Source organism: Bradyrhizobium sp. MV1.5 (assembly GCF_055807615.1).
The window spans coordinates 126,369-142,000 of record NZ_JBVVPL010000010.1 but is presented as its reverse complement, the minus strand read 5'-3'; the positions used below and the strand labels follow the sequence as shown (position 1 = coordinate 142,000).

The following is a 15,632-nucleotide window of genomic DNA, read 5'->3' as shown; positions in this document are numbered from 1 at the left end:
GATCAGAGACGGAGAGCACCCCATGAAGACGATCGATCTCAATTGCGATCTCGGCGAAGGTTTTGGCGCGTGGGAGATGGGCAACGATGCCGCCATGATCGACCTGGCGAGCTCGGTCAACGTCGCCTGCGGCTTCCACGCCGGCGATCCCGATATCATGCGCCGGACGGTCGAGCTGGCGAAAGCGCGCGGCGTCTCGGTCGGCGCGCATCCTGGCTATCGCGACCTGCACGGCTTCGGCCGCCATCCGATCGCGGGCCTGAAAGCCTCCGAGATCGAGAACCTCGTCGCCTACCAGATCGGCGCGTTGCAGGCGATCGCGACCGCGGCCGGCCACAAGGTGACGCATGTGAAGGCGCATGGCGCGCTCTCCAACGTCGCCTGCGAGGACGACATGACGGCGAAGGCGATCGCCGCCGGCATCAAGGCGGTCGATCCCAGCCTGATCTTCGTCGTGCTCGCCAATTCGAAGCTGGTGAAGGCCGGTGAAGCCGCCAATCTGCCGATGGTGCACGAGGTGTTCGCCGACCGCGCCTATGAGGACGATGGCAATCTCGTCTCGCGCAAGAAGGAAGGCGCGGTGCTGCATGACGCCAAGGCGATCGCCGACCGAGTGGTGCGCATGGTGCAGGACGGTGCGGTGGTCTCGGTCACGGGCAAGGTCATCAAGATGCGCACCGACACGGTGTGCATCCACGGCGATACGCCCGGCGCCGTCGACATCGCGCGCGGCCTGCGGCAGGCGTTGAAGGATGCAGGCATCGAGGTCGCGCCGTTCAAGCGCCGGGCGTGAGGCTTTCAATCATTCCGGGATGATGCGCAGCATCAGACCCGGAATCTCGAGGTTCCGGGTTCGGCTTCGCCCCCCGGAACGACAACTTAGAACGGGTGCACCGACAGCGTGCCGAACACGATCGCGGCGATGACGGCGAAGGCGCTGTACATCGCGGCATGATGCACGCTCGCACCGGTCCGCCGCGAGAGCGAACGCGCGTAGAAGTGCAGCCTGGCTTCCGCCGATAGTTCGCGCATGGTCGATCTCCAACGCCCCATTTGCGGGATTATGAGGGATCAACCAGGGTGGCGGGCAAGAGACCCGCGGAAATAGCGATGCGGGTTCTCTGAAAACCCCGCAACGCAGGAGCAAATTCTCCCTGCCCGCAGGTTCCGAGAATCTTATTCGTTCAAATCCGAGCCAGTTGGAACCGGCTCGGATGACGATAGAGTGACAGCTAGTAGACGTCAGCCTGGAAGCGGCCCGTCTTCTTGAGCTCGGCGACAAAACTGACGGCTTCGTCGGTCGAACGCGCCCCGAACTGGGCGACGATATCGACCAGCGCGCGCTCGACGTCCTTGGCCATGCGCTTGGCGTCGCCGCAGATGTAGAGATGCGCCCCCTCGGCGAGCCACGTCCACAGCTCGCGGCCGACCTCGCGCATGCGGTCCTGCACATAGAACTTCTTCTCGCCGTCGCGCGACCAGGCCAGCGACATGCGCGTGAGCAGGCCCGAGGTCTTCATCGCGTTGAGCTCATCCTGGTAGAAGAAGTCGCAATCGCTGCGCTGATGGCCGAAGAACAGCCAGTTCTTGCCGGGCGCACCGGTCGCCTTGCGGTCGAACAGGAAGGCGCGGAACGGCGCAATGCCGGTGCCGGGCCCGACCATGATGATCGGCGTCTTCGGATCCTGTGGCAGGCCGAAATTGTGCGCCTTCTGCACATAGACCTTGAGTTTCTCGCCCTCGGCGATGCGCTCGCCGAGGAAGGTCGAGGCGACGCCGATGCGCTTGCGCTTGCCGATCACGTAGCGCACGGAATCGACCGTCAGCGACAGCCTTCCAGGTGTCGCATTGTGCGAGGATGAGATCGAATAGAGCCGCGGCTGCAGCGGCTCCAGCGCCTCCACGAAGGCTTCGGGATGCGGCCGCGTGCCCGAAAACTTCTGTAGCGCCGCCATGACGTCGAGCGTGGCGGCGTCGCCATCTGGATCCTCGCCCTGCGCCAGTGCCCGTGCCCTCTCGCGCTGCGCGCCGCCGGTGATGAAGGAGAGCAGTTCGAACAGCGTGTCGGGCGCCGGCGAGAGCGAGACGTCGTCGATCAGCACCTCGCGCAGCGTTTTGCCGTTGACCTTGGTGGTGTGGGAGGCGCCGAGCAACGCGATGACCTGGTCGACGAGACCGAGCTCGTTGCGCGCGAACACGCCAAAACTGTCACCGACGACATAGTCGAGCTTGCTCTCGGAAAGATCAAACTCGACGTGATAGGTTTCCTTCTCCGACTTTCCCTTGTTGAGAAGACGGCGCGACAGGAAGGTCGCCGCAACAGGGTTGTCGCGCGAGCGGCCGGGCTCGGCGATCGTCACGGTCACGGCGGGGGCCGCCACCGCATCGACCTTGTCGGACGCCTTGGCCGCCGGCGCCTTGTCCAGCTCTTCGTGCAGCGACTTCAGCATCCGCGCGGTTTCCTTGCCGCCGGGGACGCAAAGGTTGAGCCGCGCTTCGCTGCGGCTCGCGATCGCCTCCGAATAGTCGTGGCAATTGTAGCCGCACTGCCCGCAATCCTGCTGCGCCATCGCCGCCATCATCTTGCGCCGCACGGGACGGCCTTCGGCAAGCTTCATCCGGTCGGCGATCGGCATGGTCTGGTCGTGCCACGGCGCTTCGCCGTCGTCACCATCACCGGCCTGCATGACAGCGGCGCCCTGCTCGGCCGACAGCGGCGTGGCCGCCTCGGGCGACAGCAGCCCGGCAAAGAAGCCGTTCAGCCAGGAACGTTGTGCGTCGGAGAACGGGGCGCTCGTGGGAATGATGTCGAGTTTCGGCGGAGGGCTGATCTGGTTCATGCGGACACCTGTGCATCGGCAAGCTTGCGCAGCGTTTCGCCGTCATGGCGGCGCGCAAAGGACAGGAAGGTTTCCTCGGGAGACGAGCGATGGGCGATATAGGCCTTGAGCAGCCCTTCGACCGTCTTCGGCGCGTCTTCGGCCTTGAGGTCGTGATAGACCTCCTGCCCGACGTCGGCGTCAGGACCGAAACCGCCGCCGGTGAAGAGATGATAGCCCTCCACCGTGTCCTCCTCGTTGACAGGCACGCGAGCCCCGATCAGGCCGATGTCGCTGATGTAGTGCTGGGCACAGGAATGGTGGCAACCGGTGACGTGGATGTTGACCGGCTTGTCCATCTCGACGCGCGGCTCGCACCAGTCGCCGATCTCGGCCGCGTGACGCTTGGTGTTGGAGGCGGCAAAGCGGCAGCCGGCATTGCCGGTGCAGGCGATCAGGCCGGCGCGGATGTGCGAGGCCTCGACCGCAAGCCCGAACTGCTTGATCGCCGCGACAGCAAGCTCGACATTCTCATCACGCACCCCTGATATCAGCAGGTTCTGCCAGACGGTCAGACGGATCTCGCCGTCGCCGAGGTCCCGCGCCACTTTGGCGAGGCCCCGCATCTGATCGCAGCTGATCTTGCCGAGCGTCAGCGACACACCGATCCAGTTCAAGCCGTCCTGCTTCTGCCTGTGCACGCCGATATGCGCCATGCGGTCCGCGGCCGGCCGCGGGGCAAACGCCTCTTCCGGCACACGCGTGAATGGCGTCTTCAGCCGTTCCTCGACCAGCTTGAGAAAGCCGTCATGGCCCATGGCGTCGAGCACGTATTTCAGCCGCGCCTTGTTGCGGTTGGTGCGGTCGCCGTGCTCGATGAAGACGCGCACGATGGCGTCCGCAACAGCGGTCGCCTGCTCCGGCTTGACGATAATGCCGGAGTACTTTGCGAAATCCTTGTGACCGGTGATGCCGCCGAGGCCGAGGCGGAACCAGACCCCGGGCTCGACGCCGAAACCGTCCTTCACCTCATACGCCGTGAAAGCGATGTCGTTGGTCTCCTCGAGCACGGCGATCCTGCCGGCACCGTCGAAGGCGACGTTGAACTTGCGCGGCAAGCCATACAACGAGCGATCGTTCAGGATGTGGTAGTGCCAACCGCGCGCATAAGGCCGTGTGTCGATCAGCTCCTGCGGATCGATACCCGCCGTCGGCGTTCCCGTCACGTTGCGGATGTTGTCCGCGCCGGAGCCGCGCGAACACAGGCCGAGGTCCTGAATGCCCTCGATCAGCTTCACGGCGTTCTTCGGCGGGATCTCGCGAAGCTGAAGATTGGCGCGCGTCGTGACGTGGCTATAGGGCCCGCACGTTTCATCGGCGAGATCGGCAAGGCCGGCCAGCTGCCAATGCCTCATGATGCCGTTCGGAATGCGCAGACGACACATGTAGGAGTCCTGCGTCGGCGCGACATAGAAGATCCCGTAATATCGCCAGCGGAAATTGTCCGCCGGGCTCGGCGGCGCATTATCGAGCGCCTGCTGGCGCAGACGCGGATAGGCATCGAAGGGATGCTCGTCGCGCTTGACCTTCTCCTGGTCGGCGAGCTTCTTGCCCGCGGCGATGACCTTGTCCTGCGCCTTGATGTGCACGGCATCGGGACCGGTGGGCTCGGCGTTCGCCTTGCCGGCGCCGCCGCCGAGACCGCGACCGACGCGGCTGATCTGCAGACCGGTCGTGAAGCCTTCGAGATAGCGTTTCTGGTCGTCGGTAAAGTCGACTGAGACGGTGTCGAGTTTCATGGTCAGTAACGAAGCTCCTGCGGCCACCTAGGTGGTATCGACGGAAAGTGCACGACCCACGAGGAGCTCGGCTGGCTCGAAAGCCGGCTGTGCGCCCAACGGTCCGATCAGCTTCGTTGCTGGGGACTGGCGCAGCAGGCATCTGTGACAGGCTGGCCGCACTGCAACATTCAAGTTGCGTGCCAGCTTCGATGAAATGAAAATGTGTGTAGGATCAAGCAATTAAGAGCGCAAAAGGGAACTCAGGGTTCTGGAGCTCTTCCGAAATTCGAGCAGTCGGCCTAAAATTTAGACTCGGATCTCCAGCGCTCAAAAACGATGCAGGCCCGAATCACACCTTCCAGCGGCCCACCTCGAAGGCTTCGAGATGCCCCCGAATATTGGCGGGATCAAAGGCGGGGCCGGCGAATGCGCCGAATGCCGCGGGGGCTTGGGCGGGCGGCCGGCGGCCGAGAGCGCCGTCGTAGAGATCGGGCCTGAACACGGCCATCGCCGTCTTGACGCCGTCGGGCGTCAGCGTCGTCTGCCCCCAGCGCACCATCTGCGCATAGAGCCAGGCGGCCTGGACCGGATCGGGGCGCCCTGCTTCCTCGCGTCCCACCAGAAGGTAGCTGCCGCTCTCGCGAAAGGTGCCGTCCGGCGAAACCTTGAGGCGTCCCGTGAGGGTGCGCTGAATGACTTCGGCATCGACGCCGATCCGCTCCGGCTGCGCCAGGATCCGCGCCGCTTCGGTCCGGTTTTCCGGGTGCTCGATGAACTCCGCGGCTTTCACGGCCGCGCGCACCAGGCGAGCGACCACGTCGGGATTCTTGTCGGCCCAGACCTGGCGGAGCGCCAGCACCTTCTCCGCCGCATGCGCCAGGATGTCGGAGACGAAATGCAGGATGTGGCCGATCCCGAGATCGACCGCGATCGAATTCCAGGGCGCGCCCACGCAGAACGCATCGACATGCCCATTGGCGAGACTGTCGACCATATAGGGCGGTGGCAGCACCACCAGCCGCACGTCCTCGTCGGGATCGACGCCGGCCGCCGCCATCCAGAACCGCAATTGATAATTGTGGGTCGAGAACGGAAAGGTCATGCCGAAGGTCAATGGATCGGCACCCGCTTTGCGCCGATTGGCGACCACGCGCGCCAACGCTTTTGCCGTGGCGAGCGGATCGAAGCGGTCGCCGTCGATCTCCTCCATCAGCGCGGCATGAAGCGCCGGAGAGACCGTGATCGCGTTGCCGTTGATGCCGAGATTGAAGGGCGCCGCGATCGGCACCTTGACGTGGCCGAGACCGAGCGAGGACGCAATCGCGACGGGCGCGAGCAGATGCGCGGCGTCGAACAAGCCGATATTGAGCTTGTCGCGGACGTTGGACCAGGAGACCTCGCGGACCAGTTCGACCTGGAGCCCTTCGGCCGCGGCAAATCCCTTGTCGACGGCAACGATCAGCGCTGCGGCATCGACCAGCGGAATGAACCCGATGCGGAGGGGAACGGTCATTTCAGCATCTCCGACGCGGTGATGATCGACTGGGCGATCTCTCCGATTTTCTTCTTCTCGCGCATCGCGGTGGAGCGCAGCAGCACATAGGCCTCGTCCTCGGTCAGGCCCTTCACCTTCATCAGGATGCCCTTGGCCTTCTCGATGACCTTGCGATCCTCGAGCTGCGACTTGGTGCGCTCCAGCTCCTCCTGGAGTTTTGCGAAGGCATTGAAGCGCGACACGCACAGGTCGAGGATCGGCTTGATGCGCTCCTTCCTCAGCCCGTCGACGATATAGGCGGAGACCCCCGCCTCGACCGAGGCCTGGATCGAGGATGAATCGCTCTGGTCGACGAACATCGCGATCGGCCGCTTCACGGCGCGGCTGACTTGGAACATCGCTTCCAGCACGTCGCGGCTGGGGTTTTCCAGATCGATCAGGATGATGTCAGGGTCGACCGCATAAATACGGGCGAGCAGGCTCTGCATCTCGCTGATATGGACGATCTGCGTGAATCCGGCCTCCCGCAACCCTTCTTCGAGGATCGCAGCCCGGATCGGGCTTTCGTCGACGATCACGATTTTGGGCGACTGTTCGGCGCTCATTGCTCACTCACCACCAGCGATTCATCCATAGCACGCCCTCAGGCCATGCAAAGGGTTGTAATTATGGGCAATTGGGACTAGCTCAACCCTGTCAATCAGGCAGATTTGGATATGGATCAGACGGCTGCGCCCAAGGTCAGCTTCGTGTCGCTCGGGTGCCCCAAGGCTTTGGTGGATTCCGAGCGCATCATCACGCGCCTGCGCGCCGAGGGCTACGAGCTCGCCCGCAAGCATGACGGGGCCGACATCGTCATCGTCAACACCTGCGGCTTCCTCGACAGCGCCAAGCAGGAATCACTCTCGGCGATCGGCGAGGCCATGGCCGAGAACGGCAAGGTGATCGTGACCGGTTGCATGGGCGCGGAACCCGAGCAGATCGAGCAGGCCTATCCCGGCGTGCTCTCCATCACCGGCCCGCAGCAATATGAGAGCGTGCTCGACGCCGTCCATCGCGCGCTGCCGCCCGCCCACAATCCTCATCTCGATCTGGTGCCGCCGCAGGGCATCAAGCTGACGCCGCGGCACTATGCTTATTTGAAAATCTCCGAGGGCTGCAACAACCGCTGCACCTTCTGCATCATCCCGAAGCTGCGCGGCGACCTCGTCTCGCGACCGGCCAACGACGTGCTGCGCGAGGCCGAGCGCCTCGTCGGCGCCGGCGTGAAGGAGCTGCTGGTCATCTCGCAGGACACCTCGGCCTACGGCATCGATCTCAAATACGCCGAGAGCCCGTGGAGGGATCGCCAGGTCCGGGCCAAATTCATCGACCTCGCGCGCGAGCTCGGCGAACTCGGGGCCTGGGTGCGGCTGCAATATGTCTACCCCTACCCGCATGTCGACGAGGTCATCGCGCTGATGAACGAGGGCAAGGTGCTGCCCTATCTCGACATCCCGTTCCAGCATGCGAGCCCCGAGGTGCTGAAGGCGATGAAGCGTCCGGCGGCGCAGGACAAGACGTTGGCGCGCATCAAGCGCTGGCGCGAGCAATGTCCCGATCTCGCTTTGCGCTCGACCTTCATCGTCGGCTTTCCCGGCGAAACCGATGCCGACTTCGCCTATCTCCTCGACTGGCTGGACGAGGCCGAGATCGATCGGCTCGGCTGCTTCAAGTACGAGCCGGTCGCCGGCGCCACCGCGAACGCGATCGAGAATCCCGTGCCGGAAGAGATCAAGCAGGAGCGCTACAACGCGCTGATGGCGCGCCAGCAGAAGATTTCCGCGCGCAGGCTGAAGCGCAAGGTCGGCACGCGGCAGCAGATCATCATCGACGAGGTCGGCCCGACCGTCTCGAAGGGCCGCTCCAAGGCCGATGCGCCCGAGATCGACGGCGCCGTCTACCTGTCGAGCCGCCGCCCCTTGCGCGTTGGCGAGATCGTCACCGCGAAAATCGAACGCGCCGACCAATACGACCTGCACGGCAGCGTCGCGGGATTCTGAGATTCCGGCCGCGGCACGCCGGCAAGACCGGCGCGCCTCAGGCATTCCACCAGCCGGCGTGAGGCTGGGCGCGGGACTAGGAGGTCATGTCGCTTCTCCCGACACCTGCTGTTCGTCACGCGCGGCGAACACTTCCTTGGCTGCGAACAGCCCGTTCAGCGCCGCCGGGAAGCCCGCATAGACGGCCATCTGCATGATGATCTCCACGATCTCGTCGCGTGACAGCCCGACATTCAGACCCGCCTCGAGATGCACCTTGAGCTGAGGCGCGGCATTTCCTAGCGCCGTCAGCGCCGCGATCGTGGCGATCTCTCGATCGCGCAGGCCGAGGTCCGGGCGGCAGTAAATGTCGCCGAACGGAAACTCGATCACGTATCGTGCGAAATCCGGAGCGATGTCGGCGAGTGAAGCGACGACCTTTTCGCCGGCACTGCCGTCAATGCGTGACAGGGCCCGCTGGCCGCGATCGAAGCGGCTTTCGTCTTGTGTCTGGGCGTGCGTCATTTTCCTTCGTCCTCTGTTCGTCGCTGGCATAGCCGGCGATCTTGGTATCAAGGACGAGCAGGCATTCCTGGAGTTCGGCGATCTGCGTGCGCACCTGTTCGCGGTGGACTTCCAGCATCTGCCGCCGGCTTGTGCCGGTAGCGTCGCCTTCGTCACGAAGCGCCGCGTAACGCAACATGTCCCGGATCGGCATCCCGGTGGTCTTGAGCCGACCAAGGAATGCGATCCATGTGAGGATCGATGCGTCAAAGTCACGCTGGCCGGAGCGATCCCGGTCAGCGTAGGGCAGCAGCCCGATGCGCTCATAGTAACGCAGCGTGTGCGTCGACAGGCCGGTCCGTTTTGCGAGGTCGCCGATCTTCATGTGTGCCCGTTCTCGTACTGACGCACGTACAGATACCCCTTCGAGCGCGCTCTAAGTCAAGGGGGATCGAAGGTGCCGTTCCCGCGAGGTCATGATGGCACAACGGCCGAAGATCTCGGCGCGCCGGCTCGGCGGCAGCATCGCGGGATTCCAAGCTTCAAGATCCCGCCAGCCATTTCGGCACCCATCGCTCCGGCCGCGGCGCGCGGGCAAGATCGGCCTGCGCTTCGGATAATTTCGCCGGCTCACCGTCGATGATCGGGCGCACATCGTATTCGAATTTCGGCATCACCCGGCCGTCGGCATAGAGCCCGAATTTCATCGCGTACCACAGCCCGAGCTCGGGCTGCGCGCGGCGCATCTCCTCGCGCAGATCGCGCAGCAGGGATTCGATCGAGGCGGCTTCTTCGAACGCCTGCGGCCCGCGCGTCAGGACGCGCGCCTGGTATTGCCTGCCGACGATCGCGATCTCGAAATTCGTCTTGTCCCAGGGCTTCTTGCCCTTCGGCAGATGCGCGGCGAGGCGCCAGCCGAGTTCGGCCATCAAGCGATGATTGGCCCAATAGTCTTCGCGATCACGGCTCCATTTTTCCACGAAGCCGCGAAAGTCGGGCAGCTCCGACGGATCGTCATCGGGCGTCGCCGTCTCCCCGCTCAGCCGTCCGGTGAGCCATTGCGCGAGCTCGACCGTCTGGCATTCGACATCGTCATGCGGCTTGAGATCGCTCCAGGCCTTGTCGAACTGTTGCGACGTCAACTTCGCGAGCAGGCCGTCGAGACTGGGCGCCAGCAGCTCGTAGTCGCCCTCGGACCCAAGCCCCACGATCGGGGGATTGTCGCGGTCGAGACCTGCGCCATACCAGCCGCCAACAGCCGAGCCATCCGGCAGCCGCATGAACAGCGAAAACCTGTCGCGCAATGGACTACCGTCGACAATCGGAGCGTGATCGGAGAATTGGCCTTGCAAGGAAAAGCAGCCGACGCTGCCCCAGGGGCGCCCGTTCAGCCACCCGGCGAAGTCGACCAGGAGCGACGGTGCCTCGACACCCGGCGGAAACGCGCCGCGAATGCTGTCGAGGTCGATCGGATAAGGCGTCTCGGACAAGGCTTTGAACTATCTGGTTGGTCCCGCCCCTCTTGGTCTGAACCGTCATGCGGTCGGTTCGAACCAATTCGCGTCCTGTGATCACAAACGCGCTAGAGACGTAATGGTTTCCAGGCACGCATCTCTCTCCTGCCCATGCACGCTGGGCGGGTGGTCTGTAAAGCGCCCGCTTGACAAGCCGCACCATTCGCCTGTATTGCCGCGCCCCATGATCAACGCTCGGACCCATCAGCGCACCGAAATGCTCCGCCGTCGCTCCCGCGACGATGAGAGGGTGCGCCATGTCCGAAGACGCCGCTGAAGCGCTGAATTCAGCGTCAGTTTTCGAAAAGGCCGCACCCGCAAGGTGCGGCCTTTTTGCTTTTCGCGCGCCCTTTTCCCCCGCCTCCAGAGGAGTTCGACATGACCAGCGCCACCCATCCGTATGACGCATTGATGGACATCACCGCCCGGCCCAAGGCCGTGTTCGTCCGCGGCGCCGGCTCCTACCTCTGGGATGACAGCCGCAAGCGCTATCTCGATTTCGTGCAGGGCTGGGCCGTCAACTGCCTCGGCCACTCCCCGCCCGCAATCGCCGACGCGCTTGCCGCGCAGGCCAAGCGGCTGCTGACGCCAAGCCCGGCCTTCTACAACGAGCCCAGCCTGAAGCTCGCTGAGCAGCTTGTCGCAAACAGCGCGTTCGACCAGGTGTTCTTCGCCAATTCCGGTGCGGAAGCCAACGAGGGCGCGATCAAGCTCGCGCGCAAATATGGCGGCATCCACAGAGGCGGCGCGTTCGAGATCATCAGCTTCGAAGGCGGCTTTCACGGGCGCACCTTGGCGACGATGTCGGCCTCGGGCAAGAAGGCCTTTGAGCCGCTGTTCGAGCCGAAGGTCGCCGGCTTCAAGAAGGCGAAGCTCAACGACATTGCTTCAGTCAAAAAGCTGATCAACGACAACACCGTCGCTGTGATGCTCGAGCCGATCCAGGGTGAATCAGGCGTGTGGCCGGCGACTGATCAGTTCTTGCAGGAGTTGCGCGCCCTCACCGACGCGCACGGCCTCCTCCTGATCTTCGACGAGATCCAGACCGGCATGGGCCGGACCGGCAAGCTCTTCCACTACGAGCACACCGGCGTCGCGCCCGACATCATGACGCTCGGCAAGGGCATCGGCGGCGGCGTGCCGCTCGCGGCGCTGCTCGCGACCGAACGCGCGGCCTGCTTCGAGCACGGTGACCAGGGCGGCACGTTCAACGGCAACCCGATCATGTGTGCGGTGGGGCTCGCGGTGCTCGACGAGGTCAGCAAGCCGGACTTCCTGAAGACGGCGACCGAAACCGGACTGCTGCTCGAAAGCGAATTGCAGAAGGTCTCGGCGCGGCACGGGCTCGGCGAAGTGCGTGGCCGGGGGCTCCTGCTGGCGCTCGACCTCAAGCTGCCGATCGCACCCGGCATCGTCGCACAGGCGTTCGAGGCCGGCGTGCTCCTCAACGCGCCGCAGGTCGACACGCTGCGCTTCATGCCGGCGCTGAACGTCACGCGGGCCGAGATCGCCGAGATGATCGATTGTCTCGACGCGATTTTGACCAGGGCAGGCGCGGCACGGCGCGTGGCGTGACGCGTTCGTCATTGCGAGGAGCGAAGCGACGAAGCAATCCAGACTGCCTCGACGGAAAGATTCTGGATTGCTTCGCTTCGCTCGCAATGACGGCGAGCTACGGCTTCAGGATCGACGCGCCGGTGGTCTTGCGGCTTTCGAGATCGATATGCGCCTTGGCGGCGTCCTTGAGCGCGTAGGCATGGTTGATCGGCACGTGCAGCTTGCCGTTGATCACGGCGGCGAACAGCGTGTCGGCGCCTTCCAGCAACTCCTTGCGGGTACCGATATAGTCGTTGAGCTTGGGCCGGGTCGCAAACAGCGATCCGTGAGTGTTGAGTTCGGCGATCGAGAATGGCGGCACCGGGCCCGAGGCATTGCCGAAGGAGACGAACATCCCGCGCGGCTTCAGGCAGGACAGCGAGCCCGGGAACGTCGCCTTGCCGACGCCGTCATAGACCACATCGCAACCCTCGTTGCGGCTGATCTGTTTGACGCGCGCGACGAAGTCTTCCTCGTTGTAGAGGATGACATGGTCGCAGCCATTGGCCTCGGCAAGCGCAGCCTTCTCGCGCGAGCCGACGGTGCCGATGACGTGGGCACCCATTGCCCTCGCCCATTGGCAGGCGAGCAGGCCGATGCCGCCGGCCGCGGCATGGATCAGCACGCGATGATGCGGCTCGACCTTGAAGGTCTTGTGCAGGAGATACCAGACCGTCAGCCCCTTCAGCATCAGCACGGCGCCCTGCTCGTAGGTGATGTGGTCGGGCAGCTTGACCAGCCGCTCCCAGGGGATGTTGCGCTCCCCGGTATAGGCGCCGAGATTGTGGTAGTAGGCGACGCGGTCGCCCGGATGGAAATTCGTCACGCCCGGCCCGACCGCGAGAACCTCGCCCGAGGCCTCGTTGCCGGCGATGAAGGGCAGCCCCGGCGCTTTGTAGAGGCCGGTGCGATAATAGACGTCGATGAAATTCAGGCCGACGGCATGCTGGCGGATGCGCACCTCGCCGGGGCCGGGCGCCGGAACATCGACGCTCTCATAGACCAGGGCTTCGGGGCCTCCGACCTTGTGCACACGGACGGCTTTGGTCATCACCTGACCTCCTCTTCTCGCGGGCCAGCGAAAGACATCGCGCCCGCCTTGTCAACTCGACGCCGGCTGGAACGCCTAGACCGACCGCTTGCGGGTGTTCCTGCGGTTGCGTTTCGCCAGCACGTTGAAGAACTCGACCGTCGCCGAGAACGCAATCGCGAAATAGATGTAGCCGCGCGGGATGTGGAATTGGAATCCGTCCGCAACCAGCGCGACGCCGATCAGCACCAGGAAGGCCAGCGCCAGCATTTTCGTTGTCGGGTGCTCCGCGACGAATCGCGACACCGGCCCGGCCGAAATGTACATGATCAGGCAGGCGATCACGACGGCCGCGATCATGATCTCGATGTCCTGCGCCATGCCGATCGCCGTGATGATCGAGTCCAGCGAGAATACGATGTCGATGATCACGATCTGGACGATGACCCAGAAGAAAGCGTTACGAGGGGACTTCGCGTCGCCCGCGCCCTCGTCTGCTTCGACCTCGCCATGAATCTCGTGCGTCGCCTTCGCGATCAGGAACAGGCCGCCACCGATCAGGATGAGGTCGCGCCAGGAGAAGCCGTAACCCGAAAACGAAAACACCGGCGCGGTCAGGCCGATCAGCCAGACCAGGACGCTGAGCAGGATGATGCGGAAGATCAACGCCAGCGCGAGCCCGATCTGGCGGGCGCGGTGCGCCTGCTTCTCGGGAATGCGCGAGACGATCACCGACAGGAAGATGACGTTGTCGATGCCGAGCACGATCTCGAGCGCGGTCAAAGTGAGGAGCGCGGCCCAGGCTTCGGGGCTGGTCAACAGGTGCATCATGCAAAGGATCTTGTCAGCCGTATCAATGCGTCGCTGAAGCTGATCCAGAGCGCGATCGCGCAGAGCGCGACAGTCACGCCGGTGCCGACGCGAAAGTCCATCTGCAGCGTGTAGAAGGAGAGCAGAGCCCAGATGGCGATCAACGTCATCGTCAGCCGGCGCAGCCGCACGACGCGCACGGGATGCAGCACGTGGAACGGCACGAAGGTCAGCACCACCAGGGCCGCTACCAGCAGTGTCGACAGCAACGGCGGCCAGTGCAGCAGGAACAGGTAGAACGCCGCCGCATTCCACAGCGCCGGAAAACCGCGGAAATGATTGTCGTCCGCCTTCATGCGCAGATCGGCGAAATATAATGCGCTGGTGACGATGATGGCGACGCCGAGCAAGGGAGCCGCGACCGGCAGCAGCAACCCGCTGGCCACGATCGCATAGGCCGGCACGAAGACGTAGGTGACAAAATCGACCACGAGATCGAGCACGTCGCCCGACCAGTTCGGCTGCACGTCCTTGACGTTGAGTCGGCGCGCGATCGGCCCGTCGATCGCATCGATGATGAGGGCGACGCCCAGCCACTGAAACATCGCCGCCCAGTGCTCGCGCACGGCCTCAAGCATCGCCAGCAGCGCGATCGCCGCACCGAACGCGGTGAAGATATGCACCGAGAAGGCAGCGGCGCGGATCGCGGGCCTGGGTTTCAGGGAATCCTCTTGGCTGTCCATGGCTTCTGCTATCAGAATGACACCGGTTTGCACATAAGCCATTGCGGCGTCCGGTCGCACAATTCGTCATAAAATCAGGGAAATATCAGCGGGCTTGAATTTGCTGCGGGGCGTGTCCAATGTCGTTCCATGACAGATGCATCGACACTCTTTGACGCGGCCGTGATCGGCGGCGGACCGGCGGGACTTAGCGCGGCCATCGCATTGGCGCAGGCGGGCGCACGGACCGCGCTGGTGGCGCGTCGCGTGCCCTATGCCGACAATCGCACTACGGCGCTACTCGGTGCCTCCGTCGATCTGCTGGAGAGCCTCGACGTCTGGCCGCGCTGCAAGGACAAGGCGGCCGCGCTCGAAATCATGCGGCTCGTCGACGACACCGGCCGGCTGTTTCGCAGCCCGGAGGTCCGGTTCTCCTGCCACGAAATCGGCCTCGATGCCTTCGGCTACAACATCGACAACCGCTCGCTGATGCTGGCGCTGGAAGCGCGCGCGGCCGAACTGCCCCAGGTCGTCCGTTTCGATGACGAGGCCGAAACTGTGATCATCGAAGCCGATGACGTCGCCATCCGCACCGCCGCTGCGCAATTCCTCTCGGCCCGCCTCGTGGTCGGCGCCGACGGCCGGCATTCGCTGTGCCGCGAAGCCTCCGGCATCGCGGTGACGCGGCGCGAGCTGACCCAGACGGCGCTGACCTTCAATGTCGGCCACGCGCGGCCCCACCGTAACGTCTCGACCGAGTTCCACACCCCGCATGGTCCTTGCGTGTTCGTGCCCCTGCCCGGCGATCGCTCCAGCGTCGTCTGGGTCTCGGCGCCTGCGGACGCCGAGCGGCTTCGCGGCCTGAGCGATGAGGAATTGTCCGCCGCGATCGAGAAGCAGTCGCATTCGATCCTCGGACGGATGACGGTCGAGCCGGGCCGCCATCTGTTCCCGCTGGCGATCGAGCGTCCCAAATCCTTTGGCCGCGACCGCATCGCGCTGGTCGGCGAAGCCGCCCATGTGGTTCCCCCCATCGGCGCCCAGGGTCTCAATCTCGGCCTCCGCGATGCCGCCGACATTGCGAGGTTTGCGGGCGAGGCCATCGCGGCCGGTCAGGATCCTGGCGCAGCAGACGTGCTCAAGCGTTACGACCGGGCCCGGCGTCCGGACATTCTGAGCCGGACCTTTGCGATCGACATCGCCAACCGCTCGCTGCTCAACGATTTCCTCCCGCTGCAGCCGGTCCGCGCGGTCGGCATGCACCTGCTCGGCGCGATCGGCCCGCTCCGCCGTTTTGCAATGCGCGAGGGGCTCACGCCAACTTGGCGGAAGTAACCGCC

Annotated in this window: 15 protein-coding genes; 4 read left to right on the top strand and 11 right to left on the bottom strand. The window is 64.4% G+C overall.

The genetic code is table 11. From position 1 onward, the window contains the following. The first annotated feature begins 22 nt into the window (after positions 1-22). Positions 23-793, top strand: a complete 771-nt coding sequence (locus AC0L2J_RS12810; protein WP_473390187.1) for a LamB/YcsF family protein — start codon at positions 23-25, stop codon at positions 791-793. 86 nt (positions 794-879) lie between these two features. On the opposite strand, the gene AC0L2J_RS12805 is transcribed toward AC0L2J_RS12810, so the two are convergent. From AC0L2J_RS12805 to AC0L2J_RS12785, 5 genes are all read right to left on the bottom strand, one after another. Continuing rightward, the gene (locus tag AC0L2J_RS12805; RefSeq protein ID WP_007590908.1) at positions 880-1,032 is read right to left on the bottom strand and encodes a hypothetical protein; all 153 of its coding nucleotides are present in this window, start codon (positions 1,030-1,032) and stop codon (positions 880-882) included. 200 nt (positions 1,033-1,232) lie between these two features. Beyond that, positions 1,233-2,840 carry a sulfite reductase subunit alpha gene (locus tag AC0L2J_RS12800; RefSeq protein ID WP_473390178.1) on the bottom strand — a complete coding sequence of 536 codons (1,608 nt, stop codon included), beginning with the start codon at positions 2,838-2,840 and terminating at the stop codon, positions 1,233-1,235. Further along, on the bottom strand, positions 2,837-4,618 hold the full coding sequence (locus tag AC0L2J_RS12795) for a NirA family protein (RefSeq protein WP_473390174.1): 1,782 nt from the start codon (positions 4,616-4,618) through the stop codon (positions 2,837-2,839). Before AC0L2J_RS12795 ends, AC0L2J_RS12800 begins: the two co-directional genes overlap by 4 nt. Positions 4,619-4,949: 331 nt before the next feature. Continuing rightward, positions 4,950-6,113 carry a CmpA/NrtA family ABC transporter substrate-binding protein gene (locus tag AC0L2J_RS12790; protein WP_473390171.1) on the bottom strand — a complete coding sequence of 388 codons (1,164 nt, stop codon included), beginning with the start codon at positions 6,111-6,113 and terminating at the stop codon, positions 4,950-4,952. Continuing rightward, complete coding sequence (locus tag AC0L2J_RS12785) at positions 6,110-6,700, bottom strand: ANTAR domain-containing response regulator (protein ID WP_007610503.1); 591 nt, start codon at positions 6,698-6,700, stop codon at positions 6,110-6,112. Before AC0L2J_RS12785 ends, AC0L2J_RS12790 begins: the two co-directional genes overlap by 4 nt. A gap of 111 nt (positions 6,701-6,811) precedes the next feature. Between AC0L2J_RS12785 and rimO the strand changes: the two genes are divergently transcribed. After that, on the top strand, positions 6,812-8,137 hold the full coding sequence (gene rimO / locus AC0L2J_RS12780; RefSeq protein ID WP_007610505.1) for a 30S ribosomal protein S12 methylthiotransferase RimO: 1,326 nt from the start codon (positions 6,812-6,814) through the stop codon (positions 8,135-8,137). A gap of 84 nt (positions 8,138-8,221) precedes the next feature. Here the strand turns inward: rimO and AC0L2J_RS12775 are convergent, their stop codons facing one another. From AC0L2J_RS12775 to AC0L2J_RS12765, 3 genes are all read right to left on the bottom strand, one after another. Further along, positions 8,222-8,641, bottom strand: coding sequence for a carboxymuconolactone decarboxylase family protein (locus AC0L2J_RS12775; protein WP_063996303.1), 420 nt, complete (start codon positions 8,639-8,641; stop codon positions 8,222-8,224). Next, positions 8,574-9,005: a MerR family transcriptional regulator gene (locus AC0L2J_RS12770; protein ID WP_035974127.1), complete on the bottom strand. Its 432-nt coding sequence runs from the start codon at positions 9,003-9,005 to the stop codon at positions 8,574-8,576. Before AC0L2J_RS12770 ends, AC0L2J_RS12775 begins: the two co-directional genes overlap by 68 nt. 157 nt (positions 9,006-9,162) lie before the next feature. Next, positions 9,163-10,110, bottom strand: a complete 948-nt coding sequence (locus tag AC0L2J_RS12765; RefSeq protein ID WP_473390163.1) for a hypothetical protein — start codon at positions 10,108-10,110, stop codon at positions 9,163-9,165. A 402-nt stretch (positions 10,111-10,512) separates the two neighbouring features. Here AC0L2J_RS12765 and AC0L2J_RS12760 point away from each other — a divergent pair, with 402 nt between their 5' ends. After that, complete coding sequence (locus AC0L2J_RS12760) at positions 10,513-11,709, top strand: acetylornithine transaminase (protein ID WP_473390159.1); 1,197 nt, start codon at positions 10,513-10,515, stop codon at positions 11,707-11,709. A gap of 97 nt (positions 11,710-11,806) precedes the next feature. Here AC0L2J_RS12760 and AC0L2J_RS12755 read toward each other — a convergent pair whose 3' ends face one another. From AC0L2J_RS12755 to pcsA, 3 genes are all read right to left on the bottom strand, one after another. Then, a complete protein-coding gene (locus AC0L2J_RS12755) occupies positions 11,807-12,781 on the bottom strand; it encodes a quinone oxidoreductase family protein (protein WP_007610513.1) in 975 nt (324 codons plus the stop codon). Positions 12,782-12,856: 75 nt separating this feature from the next. After that, positions 12,857-13,591: a TerC family protein gene (locus AC0L2J_RS12750; RefSeq protein ID WP_473390155.1), complete on the bottom strand. Its 735-nt coding sequence runs from the start codon at positions 13,589-13,591 to the stop codon at positions 12,857-12,859. After that, on the bottom strand, positions 13,588-14,355 hold the full coding sequence (pcsA, locus tag AC0L2J_RS12745) for a phosphatidylcholine synthase (protein WP_473390151.1): 768 nt from the start codon (positions 14,353-14,355) through the stop codon (positions 13,588-13,590). The genes AC0L2J_RS12750 and pcsA overlap by 4 nt, the downstream gene beginning before the upstream one ends. A gap of 87 nt (positions 14,356-14,442) precedes the next feature. On the opposite strand from pcsA, the gene AC0L2J_RS12740 reads away from it, so the two are divergent. Continuing rightward, positions 14,443-15,627, top strand: a complete 1,185-nt coding sequence (locus AC0L2J_RS12740) for a UbiH/UbiF family hydroxylase (RefSeq protein WP_473390148.1) — start codon at positions 14,443-14,445, stop codon at positions 15,625-15,627. The last annotated feature ends 5 nt before the right edge of the window (positions 15,628-15,632 follow it).

What these genes read in the sequence shown, in the direction of transcription:
- AC0L2J_RS12800 (WP_473390178.1), bottom strand. Translation starts at nt 2,840, where the DNA reads ATGAACCAGATCAGCCCTCCGCCGAAACTCGACATCATTCCCACGAGC.
- pcsA (WP_473390151.1), bottom strand. Translation starts at nt 14,355, where the DNA reads ATGGCTTATGTGCAAACCGGTGTCATTCTGATAGCAGAAGCCATGGAC.
- AC0L2J_RS12760 (WP_473390159.1), top strand. Translation starts at nt 10,513, where the DNA reads ATGACCAGCGCCACCCATCCGTATGACGCATTGATGGACATCACCGCC.
- AC0L2J_RS12790 (WP_473390171.1), bottom strand. Translation starts at nt 6,113, where the DNA reads ATGACCGTTCCCCTCCGCATCGGGTTCATTCCGCTGGTCGATGCCGCA.
- AC0L2J_RS12805 (WP_007590908.1), bottom strand. Translation starts at nt 1,032, where the DNA reads ATGCGCGAACTATCGGCGGAAGCCAGGCTGCACTTCTACGCGCGTTCG.
- AC0L2J_RS12770 (WP_035974127.1), bottom strand. Translation starts at nt 9,005, where the DNA reads ATGAAGATCGGCGACCTCGCAAAACGGACCGGCCTGTCGACGCACACG.
- AC0L2J_RS12740 (WP_473390148.1), top strand. Translation starts at nt 14,443, where the DNA reads ATGACAGATGCATCGACACTCTTTGACGCGGCCGTGATCGGCGGCGGA.
- AC0L2J_RS12775 (WP_063996303.1), bottom strand. Translation starts at nt 8,641, where the DNA reads ATGACGCACGCCCAGACACAAGACGAAAGCCGCTTCGATCGCGGCCAG.
- AC0L2J_RS12785 (WP_007610503.1), bottom strand. Translation starts at nt 6,700, where the DNA reads ATGAGCGCCGAACAGTCGCCCAAAATCGTGATCGTCGACGAAAGCCCG.
- AC0L2J_RS12810 (WP_473390187.1), top strand. Translation starts at nt 23, where the DNA reads ATGAAGACGATCGATCTCAATTGCGATCTCGGCGAAGGTTTTGGCGCG.
- rimO (WP_007610505.1), top strand. Translation starts at nt 6,812, where the DNA reads ATGGATCAGACGGCTGCGCCCAAGGTCAGCTTCGTGTCGCTCGGGTGC.
- AC0L2J_RS12795 (WP_473390174.1), bottom strand. Translation starts at nt 4,618, where the DNA reads ATGAAACTCGACACCGTCTCAGTCGACTTTACCGACGACCAGAAACGC.
- AC0L2J_RS12755 (WP_007610513.1), bottom strand. Translation starts at nt 12,781, where the DNA reads ATGACCAAAGCCGTCCGTGTGCACAAGGTCGGAGGCCCCGAAGCCCTG.
- AC0L2J_RS12750 (WP_473390155.1), bottom strand. Translation starts at nt 13,591, where the DNA reads ATGATGCACCTGTTGACCAGCCCCGAAGCCTGGGCCGCGCTCCTCACT.